14 protein-coding genes are annotated in these 22,403 nt (G+C 66.1%); 4 read left to right on the top strand and 10 right to left on the bottom strand.

Annotated features, from left to right (window positions below; all coding sequences use genetic code 11):
• Positions 1 to 970, top strand: a 970-nt coding sequence (locus tag B2U11_RS09365) for a hypothetical protein (protein WP_292071328.1), incomplete at its 5' end; no start/stop codon positions are given.
• The gene (locus B2U11_RS09360; protein WP_292071327.1) at positions 967 to 7,281 is read left to right on the top strand and encodes an AAA domain-containing protein; all 6,315 of its coding nucleotides are present in this window, start codon (positions 967 to 969) and stop codon (positions 7,279 to 7,281) included. The genes B2U11_RS09365 and B2U11_RS09360, both read left to right, overlap by 4 nt.
• On the opposite strand, the gene B2U11_RS09355 is transcribed toward B2U11_RS09360, so the two are convergent.
• From B2U11_RS09355 to B2U11_RS09310, 10 genes are all read right to left on the bottom strand, one after another.
• Positions 7,278 to 7,976 carry a hypothetical protein gene (locus B2U11_RS09355; RefSeq protein ID WP_292071326.1) on the bottom strand — a complete coding sequence of 233 codons (699 nt, stop codon included), beginning with the start codon at positions 7,974 to 7,976 and terminating at the stop codon, positions 7,278 to 7,280. The genes B2U11_RS09360 and B2U11_RS09355 overlap by 4 nt on opposite strands.
• Complete coding sequence (locus B2U11_RS09350; protein ID WP_292071325.1) at positions 7,973 to 11,239, bottom strand: hypothetical protein; 3,267 nt, start codon at positions 11,237 to 11,239, stop codon at positions 7,973 to 7,975. Before B2U11_RS09350 ends, B2U11_RS09355 begins: the two co-directional genes overlap by 4 nt.
• The gene (locus tag B2U11_RS09345; protein ID WP_292071324.1) at positions 11,236 to 12,129 is read right to left on the bottom strand and encodes a hypothetical protein; all 894 of its coding nucleotides are present in this window, start codon (positions 12,127 to 12,129) and stop codon (positions 11,236 to 11,238) included. The genes B2U11_RS09350 and B2U11_RS09345 overlap by 4 nt, the downstream gene beginning before the upstream one ends.
• Positions 12,126 to 14,603, bottom strand: a complete 2,478-nt coding sequence (locus B2U11_RS09340; RefSeq protein WP_292071323.1) for a DEAD/DEAH box helicase — start codon at positions 14,601 to 14,603, stop codon at positions 12,126 to 12,128. Before B2U11_RS09340 ends, B2U11_RS09345 begins: the two co-directional genes overlap by 4 nt.
• An 86-nt stretch (positions 14,604 to 14,689) precedes the next feature.
• Positions 14,690 to 15,379 (bottom strand): 7-cyano-7-deazaguanine synthase QueC, encoded by a 690-nt coding sequence (queC, locus tag B2U11_RS09335; RefSeq protein WP_292071322.1) that lies wholly within the window; start codon positions 15,377 to 15,379, stop codon positions 14,690 to 14,692.
• Positions 15,376 to 15,747, bottom strand: a complete 372-nt coding sequence (locus B2U11_RS09330) for a 6-pyruvoyl trahydropterin synthase family protein (RefSeq protein ID WP_292071321.1) — start codon at positions 15,745 to 15,747, stop codon at positions 15,376 to 15,378. Before B2U11_RS09330 ends, queC begins: the two co-directional genes overlap by 4 nt.
• Before the next feature lie 63 nt (positions 15,748 to 15,810).
• Positions 15,811 to 16,908 (bottom strand): DGQHR domain-containing protein DpdB, encoded by a 1,098-nt coding sequence (dbpB, locus tag B2U11_RS09325; RefSeq protein WP_292071330.1) that lies wholly within the window; start codon positions 16,906 to 16,908, stop codon positions 15,811 to 15,813.
• Positions 16,905 to 18,191 carry a tRNA-guanine transglycosylase DpdA gene (gene dpdA, locus B2U11_RS09320; RefSeq protein ID WP_292071320.1) on the bottom strand — a complete coding sequence of 429 codons (1,287 nt, stop codon included), beginning with the start codon at positions 18,189 to 18,191 and terminating at the stop codon, positions 16,905 to 16,907. Before dpdA ends, dbpB (B2U11_RS09325) begins: the two co-directional genes overlap by 4 nt.
• Positions 18,188 to 19,288, bottom strand: a complete 1,101-nt coding sequence (gene dbpB, locus B2U11_RS09315) for a DGQHR domain-containing protein DpdB (RefSeq protein WP_292071319.1) — start codon at positions 19,286 to 19,288, stop codon at positions 18,188 to 18,190. The genes dpdA and dbpB (B2U11_RS09315) overlap by 4 nt, the downstream gene beginning before the upstream one ends.
• Positions 19,288 to 20,250, bottom strand: a complete 963-nt coding sequence (locus tag B2U11_RS09310; protein ID WP_292071318.1) for a hypothetical protein — start codon at positions 20,248 to 20,250, stop codon at positions 19,288 to 19,290. The genes dbpB (B2U11_RS09315) and B2U11_RS09310 overlap by 1 nt, the downstream gene beginning before the upstream one ends.
• A 139-nt stretch (positions 20,251 to 20,389) precedes the next feature.
• Between B2U11_RS09310 and queE the strand changes: the two genes are divergently transcribed.
• Both queE and B2U11_RS09300 read left to right on the top strand, forming a co-directional pair.
• On the top strand, positions 20,390 to 21,040 hold the full coding sequence (queE, locus tag B2U11_RS09305; protein ID WP_292071329.1) for a 7-carboxy-7-deazaguanine synthase: 651 nt from the start codon (positions 20,390 to 20,392) through the stop codon (positions 21,038 to 21,040).
• Positions 21,041 to 21,070: 30 nt separating this feature from the next.
• A complete protein-coding gene (locus B2U11_RS09300) occupies positions 21,071 to 22,297 on the top strand; it encodes a hypothetical protein (RefSeq protein ID WP_292071317.1) in 1,227 nt (408 codons plus the stop codon).
• The last annotated feature ends 106 nt before the right edge of the window (positions 22,298 to 22,403 follow it).

The following is a 22,403-nucleotide window of genomic DNA, read 5'->3' as shown; positions in this document are numbered from 1 at the left end:
GAGGATCCGCGGGGGGCTGCTGAACATGGTGCGGCTGTTTCCACCCGAGGAGATCGTGCCCGAACCAGAGTTCCGCGGCATGCAGCACCTCCCGGCCACCGCGGTGCGCAGCGTCGTCGAGACACTGTTCGCCCTGCCGGTCACCGTCTCATATGACCTTCGTCAGGTCAGCGGAGCGCTCGTCGAAGCCGGGGCGGACCTGACGCCCTATACGCCGGTCGAGCCGTTCCAGCGACCCTTCTCCGCCCTGCTATCGATTGAGGTCAGCCGCGGTTTGCGCGAGGGCCGCGCGGGCTTCCCGGGCGTCGAGGTGATCAGGGAGGACGTCATGGCGCGACTGGTCAGCCTGAGAGGCGTCACAGAGTGGCTGCTTGAACAGCACCGCGCTCGACTGGCGGCGGACGCGGGCCCGCTCCTTCGACTGAACAAGAAGGCCTTCAGGCTTCAGGAGAGCTTCGACCCGCTGGACGCCGGCGATCTCGATCTTCTTCGCGCCTTCGAGCTACTGGAGAACAGGGCGGGGCTGCTGGAGACCTTGATCCGTCTGGCCCAGTCCAAATCCGCGCGACGGGACGTCGGCCGCGCCCTGGGACCCATGCGGCTCGTCAATGTGTCGCCCGCGCAAGGGCATAAGGTCGATCTGCATTTCGTGGCCAGAGGCGATGCGCTTGATGTCGACATCGCCCCGGGGACCTTTGGCGTCGTCCTGTCCGACGGCGAACCGGACCTGGTGCTCGATCCCCGGCTCTGGCCGTCCATGGGTTGTGAACTGAGATCGCCGAGGCCAGGCGATGGCGCGAGCTTTGTGCGAGTGTCCATGTTCAAGGGCACGTTCGACAGCCCGCTCTTCCAGGAGGTCAGACGGCGCGCGGGCGAAGACGACTGGTGGCTCGACAAGACCTTCCTGGATCTCAACACCGGAAAGTCCGAGGCCTTCCTCAATTATCTCGGGGCGGGAGCGACGGCATGACGGTCAAATCGGACATCCTCGACTTTCTCCGGTCGCCGGCGGACTTCTCCGCGACAGTCACGGATCCGGAGGTCTGGCTCGCCGCGCTGGAGGCGGTCGCGATTCCGTCCATTGAGGCCTCGGGCGATCGCGCTCTGAGACCCGCGCAGGAGGCGGCCTGGCGGGGTCTGGCGCGAAATCGTGTCGGCCTCATCCTCGGTCCGCCCGGCACGGGCAAGACGCACCTCCTGTCGTGGCTGATCGTGGCCTACGCGATCGCGCGCCAGCACAAGACCCGGCCGGGCAGGGTCTTCGTCAGCGCCTTCACCCGGAACGCTGTGGTCAACGTCCTGGAGGGCGTGGCGAAGCGTCAGGCGGTGCACGACCCCGAGGCGCCCGAGCCGATCTATTACGGGGCACCGCCCGCAGGGGGTCTGCCGGCGGGTATCCGTCATGTCCAGGCGGGGGATGAGGACGACGTCCTCGCGCAGATCGCGAGCGGTCGCGTGGTGGTGGGCGGGACCATCTGGTCCCTCTACCGGTTGCTGGGCACGGGAAAGGCGCCTGGAGGCGACAGCAAGATGACCGCCCCCCTATTCGACCTGATCTGCATCGACGAAGCCTCGCAGGTCGTTCTCGGCCAGGGGTTGATGGCCCTGGCGGGAATGGCGAAGGGGTGCCGACTGGTCGTGGCGGGAGACGATCGTCAGCTGCCGCCCATTCGGGCGGCGCGGCCGACGGAAGCGTCCGGGCGGGATCTCGGCGGGTCCCTTTATGCTTTCTTGAAATCGGCTTCGGTCGCCGAGTTCGCGCTCGAGGAGACCTTCCGTCTCAATGCGCCGCTTACCGAGTTCGCCCAGGCCAACTTCTACGACGACACCTATGTCTCGGCGGCACCGGACGAGCGTTTGGCCCTGACGCCGGATTGGGAGGCAGGGCTGGACTCGATCGCCCGGATCGCGCTCGACCCGGCCTATCCGATCGTTGTTCTGCTCCACGACGGCCCCTCGGCCTCGACCTCCAATCCCTTTGAAGCGGTGCTGACGGCCCGGCTCGCGGAAGCTCTGTTAGAACGCGCCGTTGACAGCGCCGGGGAGACCCGAAGCGTCGAAGCCTTCTGGGCTGAAGGACTGGCGATCGTCAGTCCGCACCGCGCGCAGAACGCGGCCATCCGCGCGGCACTACCCCGCAGACTCAAGGACAATGCCTTTGTCGAAACCGTTGATCGCATCCAGGGCAAGGAGCGTGACGCCGTCATTCTCTCTTACTGCGTTGCGGATTCCGAATTCGCCCTGGTCGAGGGCGATTTCATATTCTCCCCGGAGCGGCTGAACGTCGCCACCACCCGAGCCAAAACCAAATTGATCGTCCTGATCAGCCGTCGGCTCGTCGAGATCACACCCGCCGAGCAGGAGATCGTCGACAAGGCCGAGCTCCTGCGCAAGTTCGTGTTCGAGTGTGGCGAACTCACCCAGATCGAAACTGCGGCACCGAGCGGGCGCGCGATCCATCTCGAGGTTCGGGTCAAGGCGTTCGACGGCGAAGCGCCCGAGTTCATCTCGCGCGAAGACCCTATCGTCGAGGCGGCCCCGGTAGAGATGACCCCGGAGCTGGAGGTCGTTCTGGCGGGCATACGCGACGTGGCGTCCAGGGACGGCTACGGTTCGGCTGCCCTATCCAAGGTCCGCAAGGCCCTTGCGATGCCGCGGGATCCCTTCGAGCAAGCGCGACTGCTCCACCTGATGGGATGGGTTTCCCTGGACCGGATTGACGGACAGTTTGGCCCGTTCTGGGCCGCGCGTCCGTTTGACGCCCAGCGTCGGGTGTTCGCGGCCGATGAAGACACCGTTCGGCAGAGGCTGCCGGGCGTGGTGCGTGACGCACGAAGCGGCCGGCATGCCTTCTACAACAGGGTGAGAGATCGCTTCGGCTGGATGACGACGGGGGAAGGAGACGCCCTCCTGCCCATCATCCATCGACTGGAAGCCGAAGGCTTGGTGCGGCTCGTGCCGCTCAACAAAAGCATCGCCGTCGAGATGGTGGATCAGGACGTGGCCGAAGAAGTCGCGCCTCCGGATCCGGAAGCGCGTCTGTCCGATGACGACTATCGGGTGCTCAACGCGCTAGAAGATTTCGAGACGGGCCGGCTGAACTTCGGCGTCTTCGACAACTGGACGTCGATGAACGACCTAATGCGGCTGAGCGGGCTGACCCTTGGGGAGGCGACCGCATCCGTGTCGCGTCTGGAGGCGAACGGCCATCTGATGATGGCGGACGGCTCGCGCCTGCGCTCGCGAATGGCGGAACTCGCCCGCGAGCTCCGCCATGTGAAGCAAAGGTTCAGATCGGACGACGCAGGACGGCGCCCCTATCTGACGCGCAGCCTGAAAGTGGAGCTCCGCACGCGGGCCAAGCCCACGCGGGATCAACATCTCGCGACAGTCCTTGAAGACGCGTCCGCGGGGCGCGGACCGTTGCAGGTTCGAGCCCTGGCGGGGCTCCGGGAGACGCTTGAACGGCTTTGGGGAGATCGGGCGGCCCTGGCGGGCTTTCAGGCTCGAGGCCTTGGCGGGATCCTGGACGCCTGGAACGGGGAGGGCGGGTCATCGATCGCCATCGCGGCGGACACCGGCTCCGGAAAGACCGAGGCGGCGGTGCTCCCCATCATCGCCGGAGCCATGGCGGACAGGATGGCCGGCATCCAGGGCGTTCGGGCGATCCTAGCCTATCCCCGGATCCGTCTGGCGGCGAACCAGGCGCAGCGACTGGCCGAGTATCTGGCGGCCTGCGCCGAAACGCCTGGCCTGCCGTTGCTGACCCTTGGATTGCAGGTCGGCGCCGTGCCTCAATCATTCGACGCCATGCACCCGGAAACGGCCCGGGACTGGCAGCCCGCCGGTGCGGGAGCGTTTGTCTTCCCGTTCTTCACCTGCCCGCGCTGCGGCGGCGTCCTGACTTTGCGTGTGGGCGACGGTGACGACGGCGTTGACGCCCTTGTGTGCGGGTCCGGGGACTGGCGGTACAACGGCTGGGTCGGGTCCAAGTCGCTGATGAAGACGCGACCGCCAGCGATCTTTCTGCCCACGACCGACAGTCTTCATCAGTGGATGCACAATCCCGAGTACGGGCGGCTGTTCGGCGACGACGCCGACTTTGCGCCGCCCCGTGTCCTGCTGGCGGACGAAATCCACCTCTACACCCACATTCACGGATCGCAGGTCGGTTGGACCCTGCGCCGTCTGGCCGGCCGGGTCGAAACCAACATGCCGTCACAAGGCCCGATGGTCATGGTCGGGATGAGCGCCACGATCGGCGATCCCGCGGGGGCGTGGGGTCGGCTCGTCGGACGAGGCGAGGTTGGCATCGTCCGACCTGAAGTGGGCGAGAGCGAGGTCAATCCTCGGGGCCGCGAGTATTTCTACTTCATCCAACCCGAGATCGAGTCGCGCGGATCCGACATCAGCGGCGCCTCGACGACGATCCAGAGCCTGATGTGTCTGGGACATAGCGTTCGGCGCAGGACCGGAGTTGAGGGAGGGTACAGGTCCCTGGTCTTCTTCGACTCGATCGACAAGATGCGGCGACTGCACGGCGCCTTCGTCGACGCCGAGGAAGGGCGCGAGCTCGCCGCGTTCAGGACGGTGGATTTCGGCGAGGACCCCGCGGGCGATCCGCAGACCGCCTGCTGCAAGGATCCGATCGGCTGCGATCGTTTCTCCGACGGTGAGTGCTGGTGGTTCGCCGCGAACGACGAGCGGCAACACTCGGCTCATGGCGTCGCCCCTCCGGGCCGGCCGTTGAAGGTCGCGGGAAGCCCGATCTATTCGGGGACGAGCAGCGAGGCGGAATCGCTGATCAAGGGCTCCGACGTCGTATTCGCCACCTCATCCCTCGAGGTTGGCTACGATGATCCGGACATCACTCTGGTTTATCAGCATTACGCGCCCCAGAACCTCGCCAGCTTCATCCAGCGCAAGGGGCGTGGCGGGCGCGGCGTCGACGATCGACCGAATACGGCCGTGACCTTGTCGCTCTATTCGCCCCGGGACGCCTGGTGGTTCCGGCGGCCCGAAGAGATGATCTCCCCTGTCGGCTTCGACGTGCCCCTCAACATCGGCAACGCCTTCGTCAGGCGCGGCCAGGCGCTCTCGACGCTTATGGACGGATTGGCGCGATGGGAGCGGGGCGTTTCGCGACCGGCGCTGTCGCCGGACGGTCGGGTCGAACCTGACGCCCTGATGGCCGGCGGCGACCTAGTCGAGGCGGTCTTTGGCGACGATGTCTGGTCCGGCTTCGGCCTATCGGGCGTCGACGACTTCTGGCGAGCGGCGACCGCCGACGTGGTGTTTGACGGGCCGTCGCTCTCCAGGGCCCGGAGCCAGTTGGCCTGGGCCCCCAATGCGCTCTTCGACAGCATCAATCTGCCGACCATCGATGTGACGGGCGTGGACGTCCATGGCGGGGCCCGTCAGGATATCAGTCTGGCCCTTTCGACGCTGGCTCCTGGCAATGCCACGCGTCGTTTCGAACCGCGGGCTGTGCATTGGCGCGAGCCCCATCAAGGCCGCGCGCCCTGGTTTGATCATGCGGACTATGCGACGGCCGAGTTCACGTCGCTCGGGGCGGACTCGGCCGCTGTGCTGGCAAGTTTGCCGAAGGATGTGCGAGGCGCTCTGGAGGGGCTTTCGCCGGATTTGTGCCGGCCGATCTCGGTCACTCTGAACAAGATCGGCTGGATGGCGGGGTCATTCTGGAATGCCGAAGCCCGGTTTGGCGACGGCGTCTCCGCGCCGGCGGGGCCTGTGACAACGGGCGGAACCGAACTCAACCATGACAGCCGGGGAGATCTCCGGGGTTTTGTTACGGTGTCAGCCGCGCCTGAACGCGGCCGCGTCCTCGGCCCCGACCTGGGCCGGGGCGTCCAGTCCGTCGCCGTTTTCAGCGGCGACGCCGTCGGTCAGGGCGGATCAGGCCTCAGCGCCGCAAGGGTTTATTGGGGCGCGGACGCCCTCGTGAAATTCGCCGATCCCGAGGTCGATCCGGTCGCGATCGCCCAGACCTTCGTCCATCCCGACACCCGTGCGCCCTTGCTCCATGGCTTTGTCGCCGAGACCGAGGGTCTGCAGGTCCAGGTGGACGGTGCGGCCCTGGACGCCTTCGTCGAAGCGCAACTCTCGGGCCCTGGCGCCCTTGAACAGGACCTGGTTTGGAGGCGACGCCAGGCCCTGCGCTTCTTCGTGGAGTCCATGGCGCGGGGGGCGGGGCTGGATGGCTATGAAGCCGAGCGGGGCGCCAACCTCATCGCCGCGATCGGCGAGGTTCCAGATCTCAGGGCCAAGCTGCTCCGACTCTCCCGGTTCTGGTCAGGCGATCGACTGGCGTCTCTGTTCGAGGAAGCCCGTCAGCAGTGTTTCGCCCATCACCCCCTGATGACGCCGACGCGCGTCGCGCGGGCCGCCGAGGCCTTCGCGTCGGACGCCATGCGAGAGGTGGTGACCCGGGCGCTCGCGGAGGCCGAGCGCCCGGAGGCGGTCCGGAGCCATCTCAGAAGCCTGGTGCTTCACGGATTGGCGATCCGCCTGCGGCGACTGGTGTCCCATGTGGGGCAGGGCGATGATCGGCGGCTGTTGTTCCATGCGCGCCTGCCGCTGCAGTTCGATCAGACGGACGACCTCGTTACGGTCTGCGAGGCCGGCGCCCACGGCGACGGTACGATCCGCGCGGTCGAGACGTCATGGGACGAGGTTCGGGCGCTCTGGGCCGGCGGCTTCATCGCCGCATGTCCGAACGCCGAGGAAGATGCGCTGGTTGAGCGGTTCTGGGGGATGTCGGATCAGCATACCGCCTGGCGTGCGCAGGACCCGCGGGATCCTCGGGTCCTGCGTTCGATCGGCGAAGCATTGAGCGGTCGGCTCGAATCGCCGCCAGCATCGGTCGTCCGGATTCTCTTCGACGTCGAGACGGTCTCGGCGGAGCCCGTGACCTTCTATGATCTGGCGGCGGAACTGCGCGCCCTGCGAGACGAGATCATGATTGCACGCGGGCGCCCGCCGCTTGACTGGGAGATCGCCGGAGCGGCGGTGGCGAGGGCCCAGCAAGGCGGTGAGACGCCTCTGTCCCGGCTGTATACGGCCTACCAGACCCTGGACGACGTCGGCGAGGGCGCCTTCAGCCCGGAGGCGCGTCTGGCGGATCAGGCCTACCGGCTCGCCGCGCCGCTGTGTGTCGACGGCTGCCGTGGATGCGTTCATCAGTCCAGCGATGTGATGGCGGACTCGCTGGTTGAGTCCTCGGTCAGCCGACGTGCGCTCGAGGCCTTCTTCGGGGCCTAGGTCGGCACGATCGAGAACTGGCCCAGGGCGTCGTTCTCGTTCAGCCAGGCCCAGACCTCGGGCGTCACCATGTCCAGGCTCGCCCGACGTTCGGCCAGGGCGTTCAGGAAGGTGCCGACGGAATCCGCGCCCACGAGCGCGGCCCGGGCTTCCTGGAGGCGTTCGAACTCACGCGCTCGATCCTGGACGACCTTGAGGAGATCTTCCGGCTGGAGTTGGTCGATAGGAACCGTCGCCTTGGCTCCGAAGGCCGTCAGGCGCTGACCCAATTCGGCCGTCGCGCCGATCTTCCCGAGGAGGGCTCCATAGGCGATGAGCGGTTGGTAGTCGCTCTGTGCCTTCGCCTTCACGCGATGGCGGAGAGCTCGATCGAAGGTCTGGACCGCGGGTGTGAACTCCTTTTCGTAAGCCCACAGCGCCTGGCGCAACTTGTCTTCGTCGTCGACCTCGCTGAGGCTTTCACCAACCTCCCTGGCGATGCCCCTCGTCGTGTCGACGGCGTCGCCCAGATCGACGGCGTCCGGCCCGGACAGAACCCGTGCGAGGTTGAACAGCACCTCCAGTCTGGCGGTCTGCTGGGGCGCGCCCTTGAGCTTGTCCGCGGCCGTTCGGAGTTGATCGCCGAGCCGTCTCTGCTCGACGGCTTGCGGCAGGCTCGGGAGGAGCGCCTCGAGTTCCACCAGATTGTCGGTCATCGCGAAGCCTCCGGGCGGCGAGCGGTCTCGATCAGGGTTCGACCCAGGTCCTGGACCGTCGACAGGGTTGCTGCACCAGAGGCCTCCTTGATGCAGGCGGCGGTGTGTTCGAGCAGGATGTCGATCAGGCGCTCGCCTTCAGCCGCGAGCGAGCCCAGATCGTCGAGCGCGCGGGCGGGTTTCGCCGCCAGCCACCCCAGTCGATGCGCGAGCGTCTCCGGGGCTCCGCCGTCGGGCAGTTCCATGTCCAACAGCCAGTCTTCCATGGGTTGGAGGATTTCGGGCGCGAGCCGCCCCTGGGACTGGAGGCTCTCGTAGTATTTCTTCCAGAACGTGACCTTGTCGGGTGCGACGGCGGGCAGCGAGGCGGCCACAGCCGTGATGGCCTTGCTAAGCCGCTGAAGATGCTGGTCGATGGCGCTGTTGCGCAGGGAGGTCAGCAGGTTCGCGGATCTGTTCTTCAGTTGCGAGAACTCCGTACGGTCGATGTGGGCCGCCTTGTCACGCCAGGTCGAGGCGAGTTCCAGCGCCCTCATATATTCATCGGGTAGGTTGGCGTCGCCCTGGGGAGCCGCATCGGTGAAGCCGGACACGATCATCCGATGAACGGCGCCCGCGACCTCGCTGACGTCCGTCAGACCGTGGATGGCGACGCTGTCGTCCACGGTCAGCGAGACCAGCAATCGCAGTTCATCTCGCAACCGGGCATGAACCTTGTCGGTCTGGTTCAGCCAGTCCTGCCAGGGCTGGGATCGGGCCCTCGGATCGCTGGTCGCCTCGACTTCGTCACTGAGCAGGGTGCGCAGTTGATTGGCGATCGGCGCGGACGGGGAGACCGCGCCGCGTAGCCAGGCGCGCGCGAGCAAGACCTGGGCGAAGGTCGCGGCGGGGCGCCAGAGGCGCCCTGCGCTGTCCCGGGGCACGCGGCGTGAGACGTAGGCGATTGTCAGGTCTTCAAGCCGCCTGAGGAAGGTCGCAAGATTACGACGGTGGAAGGTTGCGTCGCTGGCCGAAAGGGACTTGTCCCATCCCAGTGCCAGGTAGGCCTCCAGACCATTGAGGGCCCAGGTTTCGCGCGGCACGGTGAGATAGTCCCGGCCACCGCCCGTCGTGCCCTCCAGCTTGACCCGTTCAAGCGTCACAAGGCGTGAGAACAGGACCGGCGCCATTCCCATGCGTCGGGCGTCAAGCCTGGAGATGATCGCATGCAGATGCTGGTTCCAGCGACTGGCGGTCTGGATCGGTGTTCCGGCGTGCCAGTCGCGGATGCTGGCTCGCAGAACTTCGAAGTCCGACGTCTTGACCGTCGCTCGCTTCGGCTTCGGGGCGGTGACGGGCGAACGTGCGGGTCGGGTCACGCCATAGCTGGTGACAGGAGCCGGCGGCGCCTCGGCCTGGATGTCCTCCAGGGCGAGGCTCGCCACCGGTTCCACCGGACGGACTTCCGACGCGCCGTCCTCACCTGCCGCTTCGCCACCCAACCATGGGGCCTGGAAGGCGTCGAACAGGCTTTTCGGCGCGGCGGCGAAAGCGAGTTCACCATCGACCAGGGTGGTTCCGGCCCGTTCGGGATCCGCCCAGTAGGCCAGCAGGCGGCGCATACGCGCCTGCTCTTCGGCGTCGTCGATGCTGGACGTGACCATCTGATCGAGACGGCGGGAGAGGGCCCGATCGCTCTTGAGTTCGTCGCGGAAGGCCGTGGGCTCGATCACACGGGGCGGGAAACGTCCCTCCGCGATGGTTTCGGGCTGGGACAGCGACGGATTGAGCACCGCCTGCAGCAGGCCGCGCGGCGTGCGCCAGGTTTGCCCCGCGTCATTGTCCTTCAGGGCCTCGAACATGCGGTCGAACGCCCGGGGCGAGAAGGGGAACAGACCCCGGCCTTCGTCTTGTCCGAAGGTGGCGAAACATCGGGTCTGGTTGGAGCAGGTCTGGCAGGGGTTGGGGGGCTCGGTCGGCTCCTCAGCCGAGAAGGTCGATCGCCACAGACCCAGGGCGCTCTCGCCCGCGCGGACGGCCGAGAGGTAACGCGCCAGAAAGCGTTGGCGGCCTTGGCGGTCGCGCAGCGTCGCCACGTCCTGCAGGCCGCCGTCGGCGTCGCCCAGACGGAGTTCGTGGGTTATCCGCTGCTTGTAGTTGGCTTGCAGCTTCTCGTAGTAGGCCGGCGTCACGCCCACCACGGAGATGAGCGGGCAAACCTCGGCATGGTCGCCGTCGCCCCGCGCATCGGCGTTGAACACCAGGACGTCGATGAGGCTGTCGTCCAACCCCTCCCAGGAGGTGATGTCCTCCAGCAGCAGGACGAGCCGCTGTCCGCGCTGGGCGAGCGCCTGGCGCACGTTGCGGAACAGGGTCTTGAGGCCCTCGGCGGAAACGCCGAGCACGTTCTGGATGGCGTCGTTCTTGCGGCGGTTCAGCGCCTTGAGGAAGGCCAGGCTGGTCCGGAGCCGGGGCTGGGCGTCCGGGTCGGTCTCGATTTCATCCGCCAGCCAGCCTTCATTGCGATAGGCGGTGATGACCTCTTCCTCACGAAGAAGACGGCGTGCGAGTTCTTCGGCCTTGCCGGAGACACCGCTGCCGTAGATGGCGGGCAGGCTTTCGGCGAGAGCCTGGAGATCGAACAGGTCGAAGGTCGCCGAGGCGGAGTTGCGCTCGCCCTTGGCGCCTTCGAGCAGGCCGAGAATGCGGCCGGGACTGGTCCACTTCGACCTGACCCTAATATGGCTCAGGATCTCGGCGGGACCGAAATCCCTGCACCAGGCTTCATCGTCCAGAGGGGGATCGTAATGGCCGACCTCAAGCGTATTGGCCAGGGTGCTCAGGAAGATGTTGGCTCGGCCCTGGGTCGACGCCTTCTGGCGCTGACCCAGATTGTCGAACAGCGGTGCGAATTCCTCCGGCAGGCGGGACTTGAGTTGCGACAGAGCGCCTTCAAGGCTGCCGTCCGCCCGGCGCAGGAGCAGTTTGACGTCGTCCTTGTACGGCCAGTTGATCGAAAGCCATCGGATCAGGTGGGACTTGCCGGAGCCCGGTTCACCCTGGACGACACAGAAGGCATGGGTTCGGTTCTCGTTGGCGAGGGCATCCAGCACGGCGGCTTCGTCCATCGACTTGATCTCGCCCGCGTCCCGGCCCGCCACGTCGAACCCGTCGACGGGAGTGTGGGTCGCCAGGAAGATGGCGTCGTCGCCCTCCAGGGCTTCGGTGACGAAGATCGCCTTGGCGTCCTCGGCCCGCCAGCAGGCCTGCATCGCGCCGCTCATGCCGCCGTCTCCACATTCACGACGACGGCGTCGAAGGCCGACGGCGTCATCCCCTCCACGCCTGAAAGCGTGACGACATTGGCGCTGTCGCCCGACACCAGCAGGGTGATCCGCCCTTCGGCATGGAGTTGGCCCAGGGCGAAACTGAGCAGGGGGCTGACCCGTCGGTTTGATTGGGCATGGGACAGGGTCGTGGCGTATTTCGAGAACAGTCGGCCGCGGTCCAGATAGGGCAGGCGTCTGGCCACTAGTTGCAGGAAATCGTGGGCGGCGAGACGCGCGCCTGGCGCGAGCGTTTCTCGCTCGAGTTCCCGCAGCAGGCGGCGGGTCGGGTCTGGCAGGTCCTGGCTGTTGGTGAACGGTTGACGCACCGACAGCCCCAGGAAGGCCATCCATCGCCGCCAGGCGACCCATTTGGTGGGGTTCATGGTGCGTGCGTCTTCGCCCCGGGCGCCAAGCGCCGCGCTGGCCTGGTCGGCCAGGTCTTCACGACGGACGTCGAAGATCCAACCGACGCTCGCGCGCCGATCCGTCTCGACGGCGAGCCAGGCGTAGGTTTCAAGCAGGGGCGTATCTTCGCTGGCGTCCTCCAGCGCGATCAGACGGTCATGCACCCTGTCGGCGAAGTCGTCGGCGGTCGCGGCGTCGAACGCCGCGTCCACCACGGCTTCGCGGCCGTCCAGGGCGAGGAAGCCCAGGCTGGTCGCGGCGCCGTGGGTGTTGGAGGCCAGCGTCGTCTCGACCAGAACAGAAGCATCGCCCACCAGATAGCCGGGGTTGACCAGGCCATCGATGAGGGACCTCTCGGCCCGACCGCCCAGGGCCTGCAGTCCGGCCAGCAGTGACCAGACTCGTTCGGGCGAGCCCTGGGGGCTTGATAGGACGCTCACGACGAAACTCCGAAGTCTGGGACGGGGGCGGCGAGAGCCCCCTCGGACAATGGCGCATGAGCCGAGACGACCTGGTCGAGACGGCGGCCGCCGAGCTTGCGACGGCCTTCGCCGACCACGCACCAGACCACATCCGGCCACAGGCGGCTTTGGGAGGCGACGCTGTGGAGTTGACCGGCTGCGATGGGATCGGCCTCGTCCAGTATCACCGCGGTGGCGAGGCGTGCGGGCCGCGTGTCTCCCGACCATTCCCGCGCGGTGAGGGTTTGTCCGAGACCGGGCAGGTCCTTGAGCGCCTCGGCCGTCTGTTCGGCCAGGGCGTCGGGGATGACGAACTGCTGAAAACCGGCTTCGCTGAGCCTGGCCAGAAGGGCGGCGAAGCCTGCGCGCGACGACAGGTCGTCGGGCTCAAGCAGGAGGACCCCTTTAGGGAGGTTGGCGACACCCTCCGCCGGCGTGTCCCAGACCTGATTGAGGCCGCCGCAGAACAGGTGGTCCGGTGGCTTCGTGCCGGTCGCCCGACAGGCCGGGCAGCGCCCGCACGGCGGCGCCATGGCCAGGGCTTCGATCATTTCGAAGGCGCGGCGGGTGATGCAGGTCGCGACCGGGTCGCGCATCATCTGTTCAAACGGAACGAGATCGCCCCTGATCTGTCCGAGTTCCGCGTCTCGAACCAGATAGATCCGGTCCCACGGCGCGGCGTCCAGCGGGTCGGACAAGGCCGGATCCGTCAGCTCCACGCGCCAGGAGTCGCCGGGTTCGTCGCCGTCGCCGCCGACCGACAGCACCTTGATGGCGTTCGCACGCTGCATCAGCGTCAGCAGCGACCGGTTCCACTGCCGGTTATAGTCGCTGGATTGCGGGGCCAGACCGACCCGGATGGAGTCAAGTTTCAGGGTGATCTGGCGGTGGCCGCCTACCAAATCAGAATCCTCGGCCTGGTCGAGCATGGCCGCCCACCGCGGCACCGCGATCTCGCGCGACAGAAGGCCCTTGGTGGCCAGGCCGAAGGCCATTGTGACGTCGCTGTCGCCAAAGCCGTCCGTGAACAGGCAGACGGCCAGACCCTGACCGCCGTCGCGCGAGGCGCGGCCGATTTCCTGATACCAGCGCGCGGCGCTTTCCGGCAGACAGGCGTGGATCACCGATCTGACGTTGCTCTTGTCGATCCCCAAACCGAAGGCGGAGGTGGCCACCACGAGGTCGAGGTCGTCTCGCGCCCATTCGGCGATGATGCGCTTACGCTCCACGCCCGTGGTCGCGCCCGTGAAAAGGGCCGCTCTGCGATATCCCCCGACCTGGCTCGTCAGTTGCCCGTAAAGGGCGTTGGCGTCGGCGACCTCGGTGACGTAGACCACAGCCGGTCGCGGCGCGCGATCGATGACGCGGCGGAGCACGGCGTCGCGTTCGGTCGCGCTTTCGAAACCCTGCACCACCACATCGCAGTCGTAACGCGGAAGTTGGGCGTCGATCTCCAGCCAGTCGCTTCCCAGACCCCAGGAGTCCTTTAGCATCCGGCGCGCCGAGGGGGGGAGGGTGGCGGACAGGAGGATGGCCCGGACGGCGGGGTTGGCGAAGCGCAGGCGATTGAGCAGAGAGGGCAGGCGCTGGAAATCCGGCCGGAAGTTTCGCCCCCAGGTTTCGATGATGTGGGCCTCATCGACGAACAGATGCGTCAGCCGGCCGTTGAGACCTGGAAGGCGCGCCGTTGGGGAGGCGGCTTCGGCCAGATAGTCAGCGACCCCGGGATTCAGGGCCTTTTCGGGCGAAAGCAACAGAACGGGAACCTCGCCGCGTCGGAAGGCGTCGACGATGAGTGCGTTTTCTTCCGCCGTCGTATCGCTCGTCAGGGCGCGGCTGCCTTCGAGGCCGGGGATGGCGGACAGACTGCGCGCGTGATCGAGAGCGAGGGCGATGGTCGGGGTGATGACCAGCACGCAGGCTCCAGGGTCGCTTCGGCGACCCTCCAGGGCGGCGATCTGAAACAACAGGCTTTTGCCGGATCCCGTCGGCATGCTGACCATAAGACCTGAGCCGGGGGGTTGGGTCGCCATGGCGCGGACAGCGGCCTTTTGTGCGGCGTGCCGATAGGCCGGATAGGTCGTGGACCGCCGAAGGACGCCGTCGGCTGAGGCCGGGATGAAAGCGCGTCGCGACCCTGGATCGAGGCGCAGGGCGTGGCCGAGTTCCGCGGGGGCGGTGTTCTCCTCAACCAGCCTCAGGAGTCGACCGTCGCCGGTCCTGGCGAGGGCGAAGCGGTCTAGCAGGGCGGATTCCTCGTCGTTGAGCGTCAGGCCTTCACGTTCGAGGCTGAGAAGGCCGTCGCAGAGGCGTGTGAACGAGCGGATCAGCGCGAGGCGATCCGCCGGCGCAGACGCGACGCGCAGGGCGTCGCGACATCGAACTTGACCCGCCTCGATCCAATCGAGGCCCTCGGCCTCACTGTCCCGCAGGCCCGGTTGATCCGGACTCATACCCACTCCCCAGTCCCGGTTTGAAACTCACCTGACGGACGGGAATATGCAACTGCTAATGGTGGCTTTTCTTCAAGATTTCGACTTCAACCTTCGCTCCACGCCGAATAGCCCCTGGCGCGCAGTTCGCAGGCGGGACAAGTCCCGCAGCCGCGTCCCCAGGCGTTCAGGGTGGCCGTGTCGCCGTTGTAGCAGGTCAGGGTCTCGGTCCGGATCAGCTCGACCAGATCGGGGCCGCCCAGGTCGTCCGCCATGGCCCAGGTCTGGGCCTTGTCGATCCACATCAGCGGCGTCTCGAGGACGAGGCGGGTCTCCATGCCGAGGTTCAGGGCGACCTGCAGCGCCTTGATCGTGTCGTCGCGGCAGTCGGGATAGCCGGAGTAGTCGGTCTCGCAGACGCCGGTGACGATATGCTTCAGGCCGCGGCGGTAGGCGACGGTCGCGGCGAAGGTGAGGAACAGCAGATTCCGGCCCGGGACGAAGGTGTTGGGCAGGTCGGACGCGGCGGTGGCGATCTCCATGTCCGTCGTGAGGGCGGTGTCGCTGATCTGGCCGAGCACGCCCAGATCCAGGACGCGGTCCTCGCCCAGCCGTTCGCCCCAGCCCCTGATCGAACGGATACGTTCGAGAACGACCTGTCGCGCCTCCAGTTCGACCCGGTGCCGCTGCCCGTAGTCGAAGCCGAGGGTTTCGACATGGTCGTAGCGGTCCAGGGCCCAGGCGAGGCAGGTCGCCGAGTCCTGACCGCCGGAGAAGAGGACGAGCGTGCCGCTCACGCGGCGGCTTCGCCGAAATAGGTGACGCGTTCTTCCGTCGAGTCCCTGAGGACGGCGACGCTGTGCAGATTACCGACGTCGTCCTCCAGTTTGCGCCAGATGTAGGCGCACAGGTTTTCAAGCGTGCCGGGACCCAGATCGTTGATCTCGTCGAGGAAGCGGTGATCGAGCGCGTCGCGGGCCTGCTCGAGCTTTCGCGCCAGCAGGCCGGTGTCGATGATCATGCCGGTCTGGGGGTCAGGTCGGCCGCGCAGGGTGACTTCGGCGCGATAGGAATGGCCGTGAATGCGCCGGCTGCCCTCGGCCTCGATCTCGCGTTCGAGCGTGTGGGCGGCGTCGAACCGGAATTGTTTGGTCAGTTCATACATGGCGTCAGGGGCAGAAGATCATGAGTCGGGCGGTCAGATCACGCGAAGCGTCGAGCGCCGCGTTCAGGCGGGCAGGGCGTCGACGGCCGCGGCCGCGTTCGCGCGTCGGGCGCGCAGGTCGCGGCGTACGATGCCCTCGACATGCTTGGTCAGAAGGGCCACATCGCCGCTGGTGACGTTGATCGCCTTCCAGTGACGCACGTCGCCGTTGCCGAAGTCCCAGGACCCCGAGGTCCAGGCGGTCCGGCCGTCGAGGGCGGCCAGGCCCTTGGCGAACTCGCTCCAGGTCCTGGCATTGTCCAGGGTCGCGAGGGTCTCCATGACGAACCCCATGGCCTGGATGCCGGCACCGTGGACCAGGCGGGATGTGTTCGGCTTGTGCCCCCACCAGTCTTGCGGGAAGACGGCCTGCACCGCCTTGAAGAACTCACTGATCAGCTCGAAACACTTCCGGGTGCCGTTGGGCTCGGTGACCAACTGGCGCATGACGCCGTCGCTCAGCGAGTTCATCAGCACCTTCTGGATCGCGGTGTCCTTGATGACGCCAGACGGATTGGTGTGCTGATAGATCTGGCCTTTGAGCGAGGACGCCTTGCTGAAGTTCAAGCGAGCGGTGAGGTCCGCGGCGAGCGCACGGCTTTGCATCCGGTCCGGCAGGCCGTCGACCGACGGCAGAAGTTCATAGATCAGGGATTTCGGCAGGGGGCGGGTGTTGTTGACCAGCACGAACTGACGGCGGAGTTCCGCCTCGTCCCGGCAGATCATCAGGGAGACGAACATCTGGAAGTCCTTGCGCGATGACAGGCTGAGCGCCGTCAGGCGTTGCTGCCCGTCGACGACAAGGCCCTGGGGGCCGTCGGCGAGATCGATGCTGACGCGGGCGACGCCGTTATCCCTGTCCTCAACCGTCACGCCCCGGGTGAAGGCCACGACGATGGCGTTCGGCAGGATGGCCGTCTCGGTTTCGAGATAGTCACGGATTTCCCGAATATGGCCTGCGATCTGCGGGCGCTGGAAGCCGCTGAGTTCTCCGGTCTCGTTGCGACCCACACGGTCGATCTCGGCGAACTGCAGGACCTGGCCGGCGGTCGCGGCGAACGTCAGCACATCATGTTCGGCACTCTGGCGCGCACGCGCCGCCAGGAAGGTGAGGGTGGTCATGCGGCCTCGACTTGATTGACGGAAAGGGCGTCCACGACGGTCTTGAAGGCCGCGAGGTTGTGGATGCCCCGGCGTTTGTTGCGGTTGCTGGCGCGGAAGATCATCACCTCGATGCCAACATCCTTGCAGATGCGGCAACCGCATTTGCGCCAGGGCTTGTCCGCCAGGGTCGCACGATAGCGCGCCCGCAGCTTCTCGATCGTGGGGTGGTTCCGCACTGTCTCATAGGCCTGGCCGGTCGCCAGGATCGCATTGTAGTCCAGGACGGTCTCCAAAACGCCTTCGAGATCCTGGTCGTCGTGGTCATAGGCGCGCAGGGCCGCGAGCGCGCTGGTCTCCAAACGAGTCAGACGTTCGGCCTTGAAGTCGCCCTGTCTCACATGACGCTGGAGGCGCGGGTTCTCGAGCGCCTGGGGTACCCGGATCGCCGTATAGTAGGCGAGGTCGGGACCGTTACCCAGCCAGTAGTTCTGCTTGTCGTCCTTGAAGGCGCGCAGCAGCGGGGAGGTCGTGTCGATGCTCGTCACATTGAAGGGGGCGAACTCGCGGATCTCGTTGGCCTTGGCGAAGCCGAGGATGTGAAGGCGGGTCGAGGCCGGAACGGCGTCCCGTATCGCCGTCAGACAGCGTTTGATCTGTTCGGACTTGAGCGGGACCATGCCGCCGACGGCCAGGTAGTCGTAGCCCATGGCGACCAGGCGGCGCGCGGCTTCGGCCATGCTGGACGGAGACCAGCCCTGGATGACGCCGAGCGGTGTGAAGTAGGGGGCGTGCCGTGTCTCCTCGCGAAAGGCGGCGGCGTTTTCCAGTGTGATGTCGAACCGGCGGCGCGCTTCGGCGCTCCCGCCTTCCATGCCGCTCACGGTCTCGTCGAAATCGAAAATGATGTGATCGACCGAGCAGCCATGGGTGAAGCCGCAGTCGTCGTAGAACTCGGCCGTGTCCGCCGGGGTGTAGGGCGGTACGTCCTCAGCGACATAGGTAAAGGCTCCGCAGTCGCCGAAGAGCGCCAGATCGGCCAGGGCAGGCGTGTTTAGCCTCAGGAACTCGCGCGCACCGACGCGCCGGAAGCGCATCGCCTGCGGTTCGGTGTACTTGCCCTTCACAAGGCCGCCGCCCACGATACCCCGGGAGACCAGCATCCCGTGGTAGGGCGCATAACCCAGGATCTCATGGGGGAAGGCGTCGTCCCAGTAGGGTTTGCGGCCGACGGTGTTTCGGTCGTTGATGAAGTCGTAGCCCGGGTCAACGAAATCCAGGCTGTCGGCGAAGATGAATTTCATCGCGCTGGCCTGGAGAGTTCACGGTCCAGCTTCAGCAGAAGCTCGCTCAAACCCTTGATATGACGCGTCGTCGCCTGCACATCATCCCAGGCCCAGTTGAGTTCCGACCAGACTCCTTCGCTCCATCGGCAATGCGGAGCGAGTCGGCTGAGCGCGGCCTGGACCTCCACCACAGGATCCGGCGCGGCGTCCGCCCGGGTCCACACGGGGTCCATCAGGGCGCTCATGGCGCGGATGCCCGCCGAGTGCATCAGACGACTGCTCGCCGCCGGTTTGCCCCAGGCGTCGGGGAAAGCCGCGCGAACGGCGCTCCAATAGGTCACAAGCGCCTGGTAAGCCGCCTCTCGGCCGGTCTCGGAGTCGTAGGCGCCCAGGGCGCCGCCGGCGCGCAGGTTGGCGGTGATCGCCTGGGTCAGGGCGGTGTCCGTGATGACAGCGTCGGGGTTTCCCTGCTGCGACTCGCGTTTGATGAGGCCGTGGAAGGGCGACGCGGGATCTTCGTTGAGCAGCGAGCATAGCGCGCTGGGCAACTGGCGCGCCTTGAGGGATCGAGGCAGGGTGACCGACATCTCCGGCAAGAGTTCGTCGATCAAGCGCGGCGGCAGAGGCTTGGCCTTGTTGACGAGTATGAATTGCTCGCGTTGCGACGTCACATCGTCTGAGACGAAGGCGACGACCGGCACAGGCTGGCTCGTTTGCTCGGACTTGGCGAGGGCGAGAGACCGCTGCTGACCATCCACGATCCAGGCCGCGCGCTGACCCTCGGGGCGGACAGGAATGGTCAATTCGCCGCTGCGCACCAGTTCGTCTTCACCTGCGGGGCCGCGGGCAGATCTGAACTTCACTTGGGGCGACAGCGCCAGGATGATCGCATTGGGGAAGAGCACCGGCCCCTGGCTCAGGAAGTTCGCGATCTCGGCGACGTGAGCCTTGATCTCCCGACGCTGAAAACCTTCGAGATTGCCTTCGCCGCGGCGTAGTCGGCTGATGTCCGCGATCTGCGCGACCTGATGGCCGGGCAGGAAGAAGGCGTAGACTTCCGTCTCGGTGCCCTGGCGAGTTCGAAGCGCGCGAACGGTGACTTTCGAAGCGGTCATCAGGCGGCCCTTCCGCGCTGCGAGGCCGCGGCCTTGTGAAAGAGCGTCTTGAAGCGGCCCTGTTCGCAGGCAAACCCTAAGGTATCGCGCAGGTGTCGAAGCATCAGGCCGGATCGACCATCGACGTGGTCCCAATGTGCGTGGATGAGTTCAATCACCTCGTCATCCGTTCGGCGGATGCGCACGGGTCTTGGCCGCGGCGACAGTCCGTCGAGCGCGACCCTGACACTGTCGCTGTCCGTCTGCGCTGACGCCGTGCTTCGAAGGCTGGTGGCGAAATGGCGAAGCGCGCGCTGGGCGAAGTCGCCCTGGGTGCCTTCAAGGTTCGGACCTGCGAAATCGAGGCGGTCGTCATAGGGCATCCAGGCCGGCAGCAGTGCCGCTGCCGCGCTGGACGGCTTTTCCTTGCTGAAAATCCGAAGGCGGGCGAGCCTCTCCCGCGGCCAGCGCGACCATTCATCCGCGACCATTGCGAGATAGCCTGCGGAAAGAGCGGCCAGGATAGGTCCTGTGTCGCGGGCGAGGGCGTCGCTCTGATAGGGCGACACGGACTGAAGGTCTTTCCACCACTCGCGCGCCGAACCGCCGATCTTGCCCAGGATGTTGTCAGGATCCCGTGGGACCGTGGTTAGACTGTAGGCCGGGACAATGGTCCCGGCGTCGACTAGTCCCAGGCCTGCGGAAACGATGGCCAGGCGCGCCTCAAGGTGGGCGGCGGCGCGCGTCGCTTCGGAGAAACCACGTCCCGCGTACAGATCGCCCGCCTTGACCGCAGGGGCAGCCTGGCGGAGACGCCGACCCCAGTCAGCGGCGACCGCTTTGGAATCACCGACGGGCAGGTCTCCGGCGATGAGCAGCGGGTCGGCCACGGCGCGTTTGCGCTTGCTGCACATGACGATGACGAGAGACACGATGGCGATGGCCTTGGGGTGGGTGGTTGCAGTTTTTTCGCTGATTTCCAAATCAGACGCTGCAGTTTCTCACCCGATTGCAGCGATTGCCATAAAAAACTGTCGGCAGTTTTCGGTTCGATCCCATACGAACCGGTTCCAGTTTATGCTTCAAGCGATCGATTCGTGGAGACGGTCGTTGTCGAACGCCATGCCTAAGCTCGTCCGGGCGTATGCTGCCAAGGAGATATTCCTGACAGTTCAGGGGGAAGGCGGGCGAGCCGGTCGTCCGGCGGTCTTTTTGCGGTTCTCCGGCTGCAACCTGTGGAACGGGCTGGAGCGGGATCGCGCGACGGCGGTCTGCATCTTCTGCGACACCGAATTCGTGGGCGTGGACGGCGAGGGCGGCGGCAAGTTCAACACCGCGAATACTCTGGCCGATCATGTTGCGGCGATGTGGCGGGGGCGGGAAGGTGATCCGCGTCTGGTGGTCTGCACCGGCGGCGAGCCGCTGCTGCAACTGGACGACACCTTGGTTGACGCCTTGCATGCGCGAGGCTTCGAGATCGCCATCGAAACCAATGGCACTCTCCTAGCCCCCAACGGCGTGGACTGGATTTGCGTAAGCCCCAAGGCCAATGCTCCGGTCGTCCAGACCGCGGGGGAGGAACTCAAACTGGTCTTCCCGCAAGCGAACGCTATGCCCGAGCGGTTCGAGTTCTTGGATTTCGAACGCTTCTGGCTTCAGCCGATGGACGGCCCCGATCAGGCCGCTAACACCGCCGCAGCCATCGAATACTGCCTGACACACCCCAAATGGCGACTTAGTATCCAAAGCCACAAATACATTGGCGTCCGCTAAGCCACCGTACGCAGTCAACACTGAGGTATCATGGCCCGGCGCTTCACGCGACAAGCTTTCCACGATCTCGTCTGGACCAGGCCCATGGTTCAACTGGCGAAGGACTTCGCGATCTCCGATGTCGCGCTCCACAAGATTTGCCGCAAACACGCAATTCCAACCCCGCCTGTCGGCTGGTGGGCCAAACAGGCCGCCGGCAAGGCGGTTAAGCGCACCCCCTTATCGAAGGTGAAAAACGAAGCCGAGATCGTCATTGCGAGCGCAGACCTGACCTCCACCGACGCCGCTTTGGCGGAGGCGCGCGAGAAAGCGCGTATCCTAGCCTCGTCCGGCGAGGTCAGATCGGCCGCCGCTATGCATCCGGTGATCCGGGGAACTCTGGCTGCCCTCCGGAAGGCCAAGCCGTCGGATCAGGGTCTGGTCTCGGTAGAGGGGGCGGAAGTGATCCGCTGCACGGTGTCGCTGGCTGCTGCTGATCGCCTGGCGGACTTTTTGCCGAAGCTGCTCGGTGCCGCCGCGGTCCAGGGCTTCGAGATCGAGATCGCCGACAAGGGCGCGCGGTTCAGATCTGCCGAAGAGACGATCACCGTCTCGATCATCGAGACCATCGATCGGACGCCTCATACGCCGACCGAGGCCGAACTGGCGAAGGTCGCGGCCTGGGAGAAGAAGCGTGACGCCGCGAGACGTCGGGACTCCTGGTCTTTCGTTTTGAATTACGACCGGCCGAAAATTCCGGAATGGGACTATGTGCCGAGCGGAAAGATCGGCCTTGAGTTCGAACAGGTCTGGACCCGGACCCGCGCGGCACCACGCCGCGCCTTTCGGGACGGCAAAACGCAGACTCTCGAAGCGATGGTGAGCGACATAGCCGTCGGTCTGGCTGTTCTGGCTGCCGCCAAAACGCAGGTGCGGCTCGAGCAGGATGCGCGGCAGCGTGCTTGGCAAACCGAGCAGGACAGACGGGAACAGGCGGCGCGTCTGGCGTATATCGAGGACCGGCGCGCCAAGGCGCTCGACGCTATTCTCGTGGACATGGAAAGCGTCGATAGGCTGCGGCGATTGATCGGGGTGCTCCGCGGGGAGCAAGCCGAGCCGACCGAGCCGCGGGTGGCGACCTTCCTGGCATGGGCCGACGCGACACTCGCGGCCCGGATGGCTAGGCTGTCACCGACAGCCCTAGAAGCGCAGTTCGACGATAGCCGACTTTTCGGCGGCGACGATGACCGGGACTACGGTCGCCATCGATGGTCTTGAAGCTTAGGCGTGCGCTTGCCTTTGCACCGCGTGGCGGATCCTTCAAGTCACACAGTGAAGCTCAAAACTGGTGTGAGGTATCGCTCAAATCCTGCTCCCGCACCCA

This window comes from Brevundimonas sp. UBA7534 (assembly GCF_002479325.1).
In the GTDB taxonomy this organism is placed as follows: domain Bacteria; phylum Pseudomonadota; class Alphaproteobacteria; order Caulobacterales; family Caulobacteraceae; genus Brevundimonas.
Note: the sequence above shows the minus strand (reverse complement) of the source record. Positions and strands in the feature narration are given on the sequence as shown.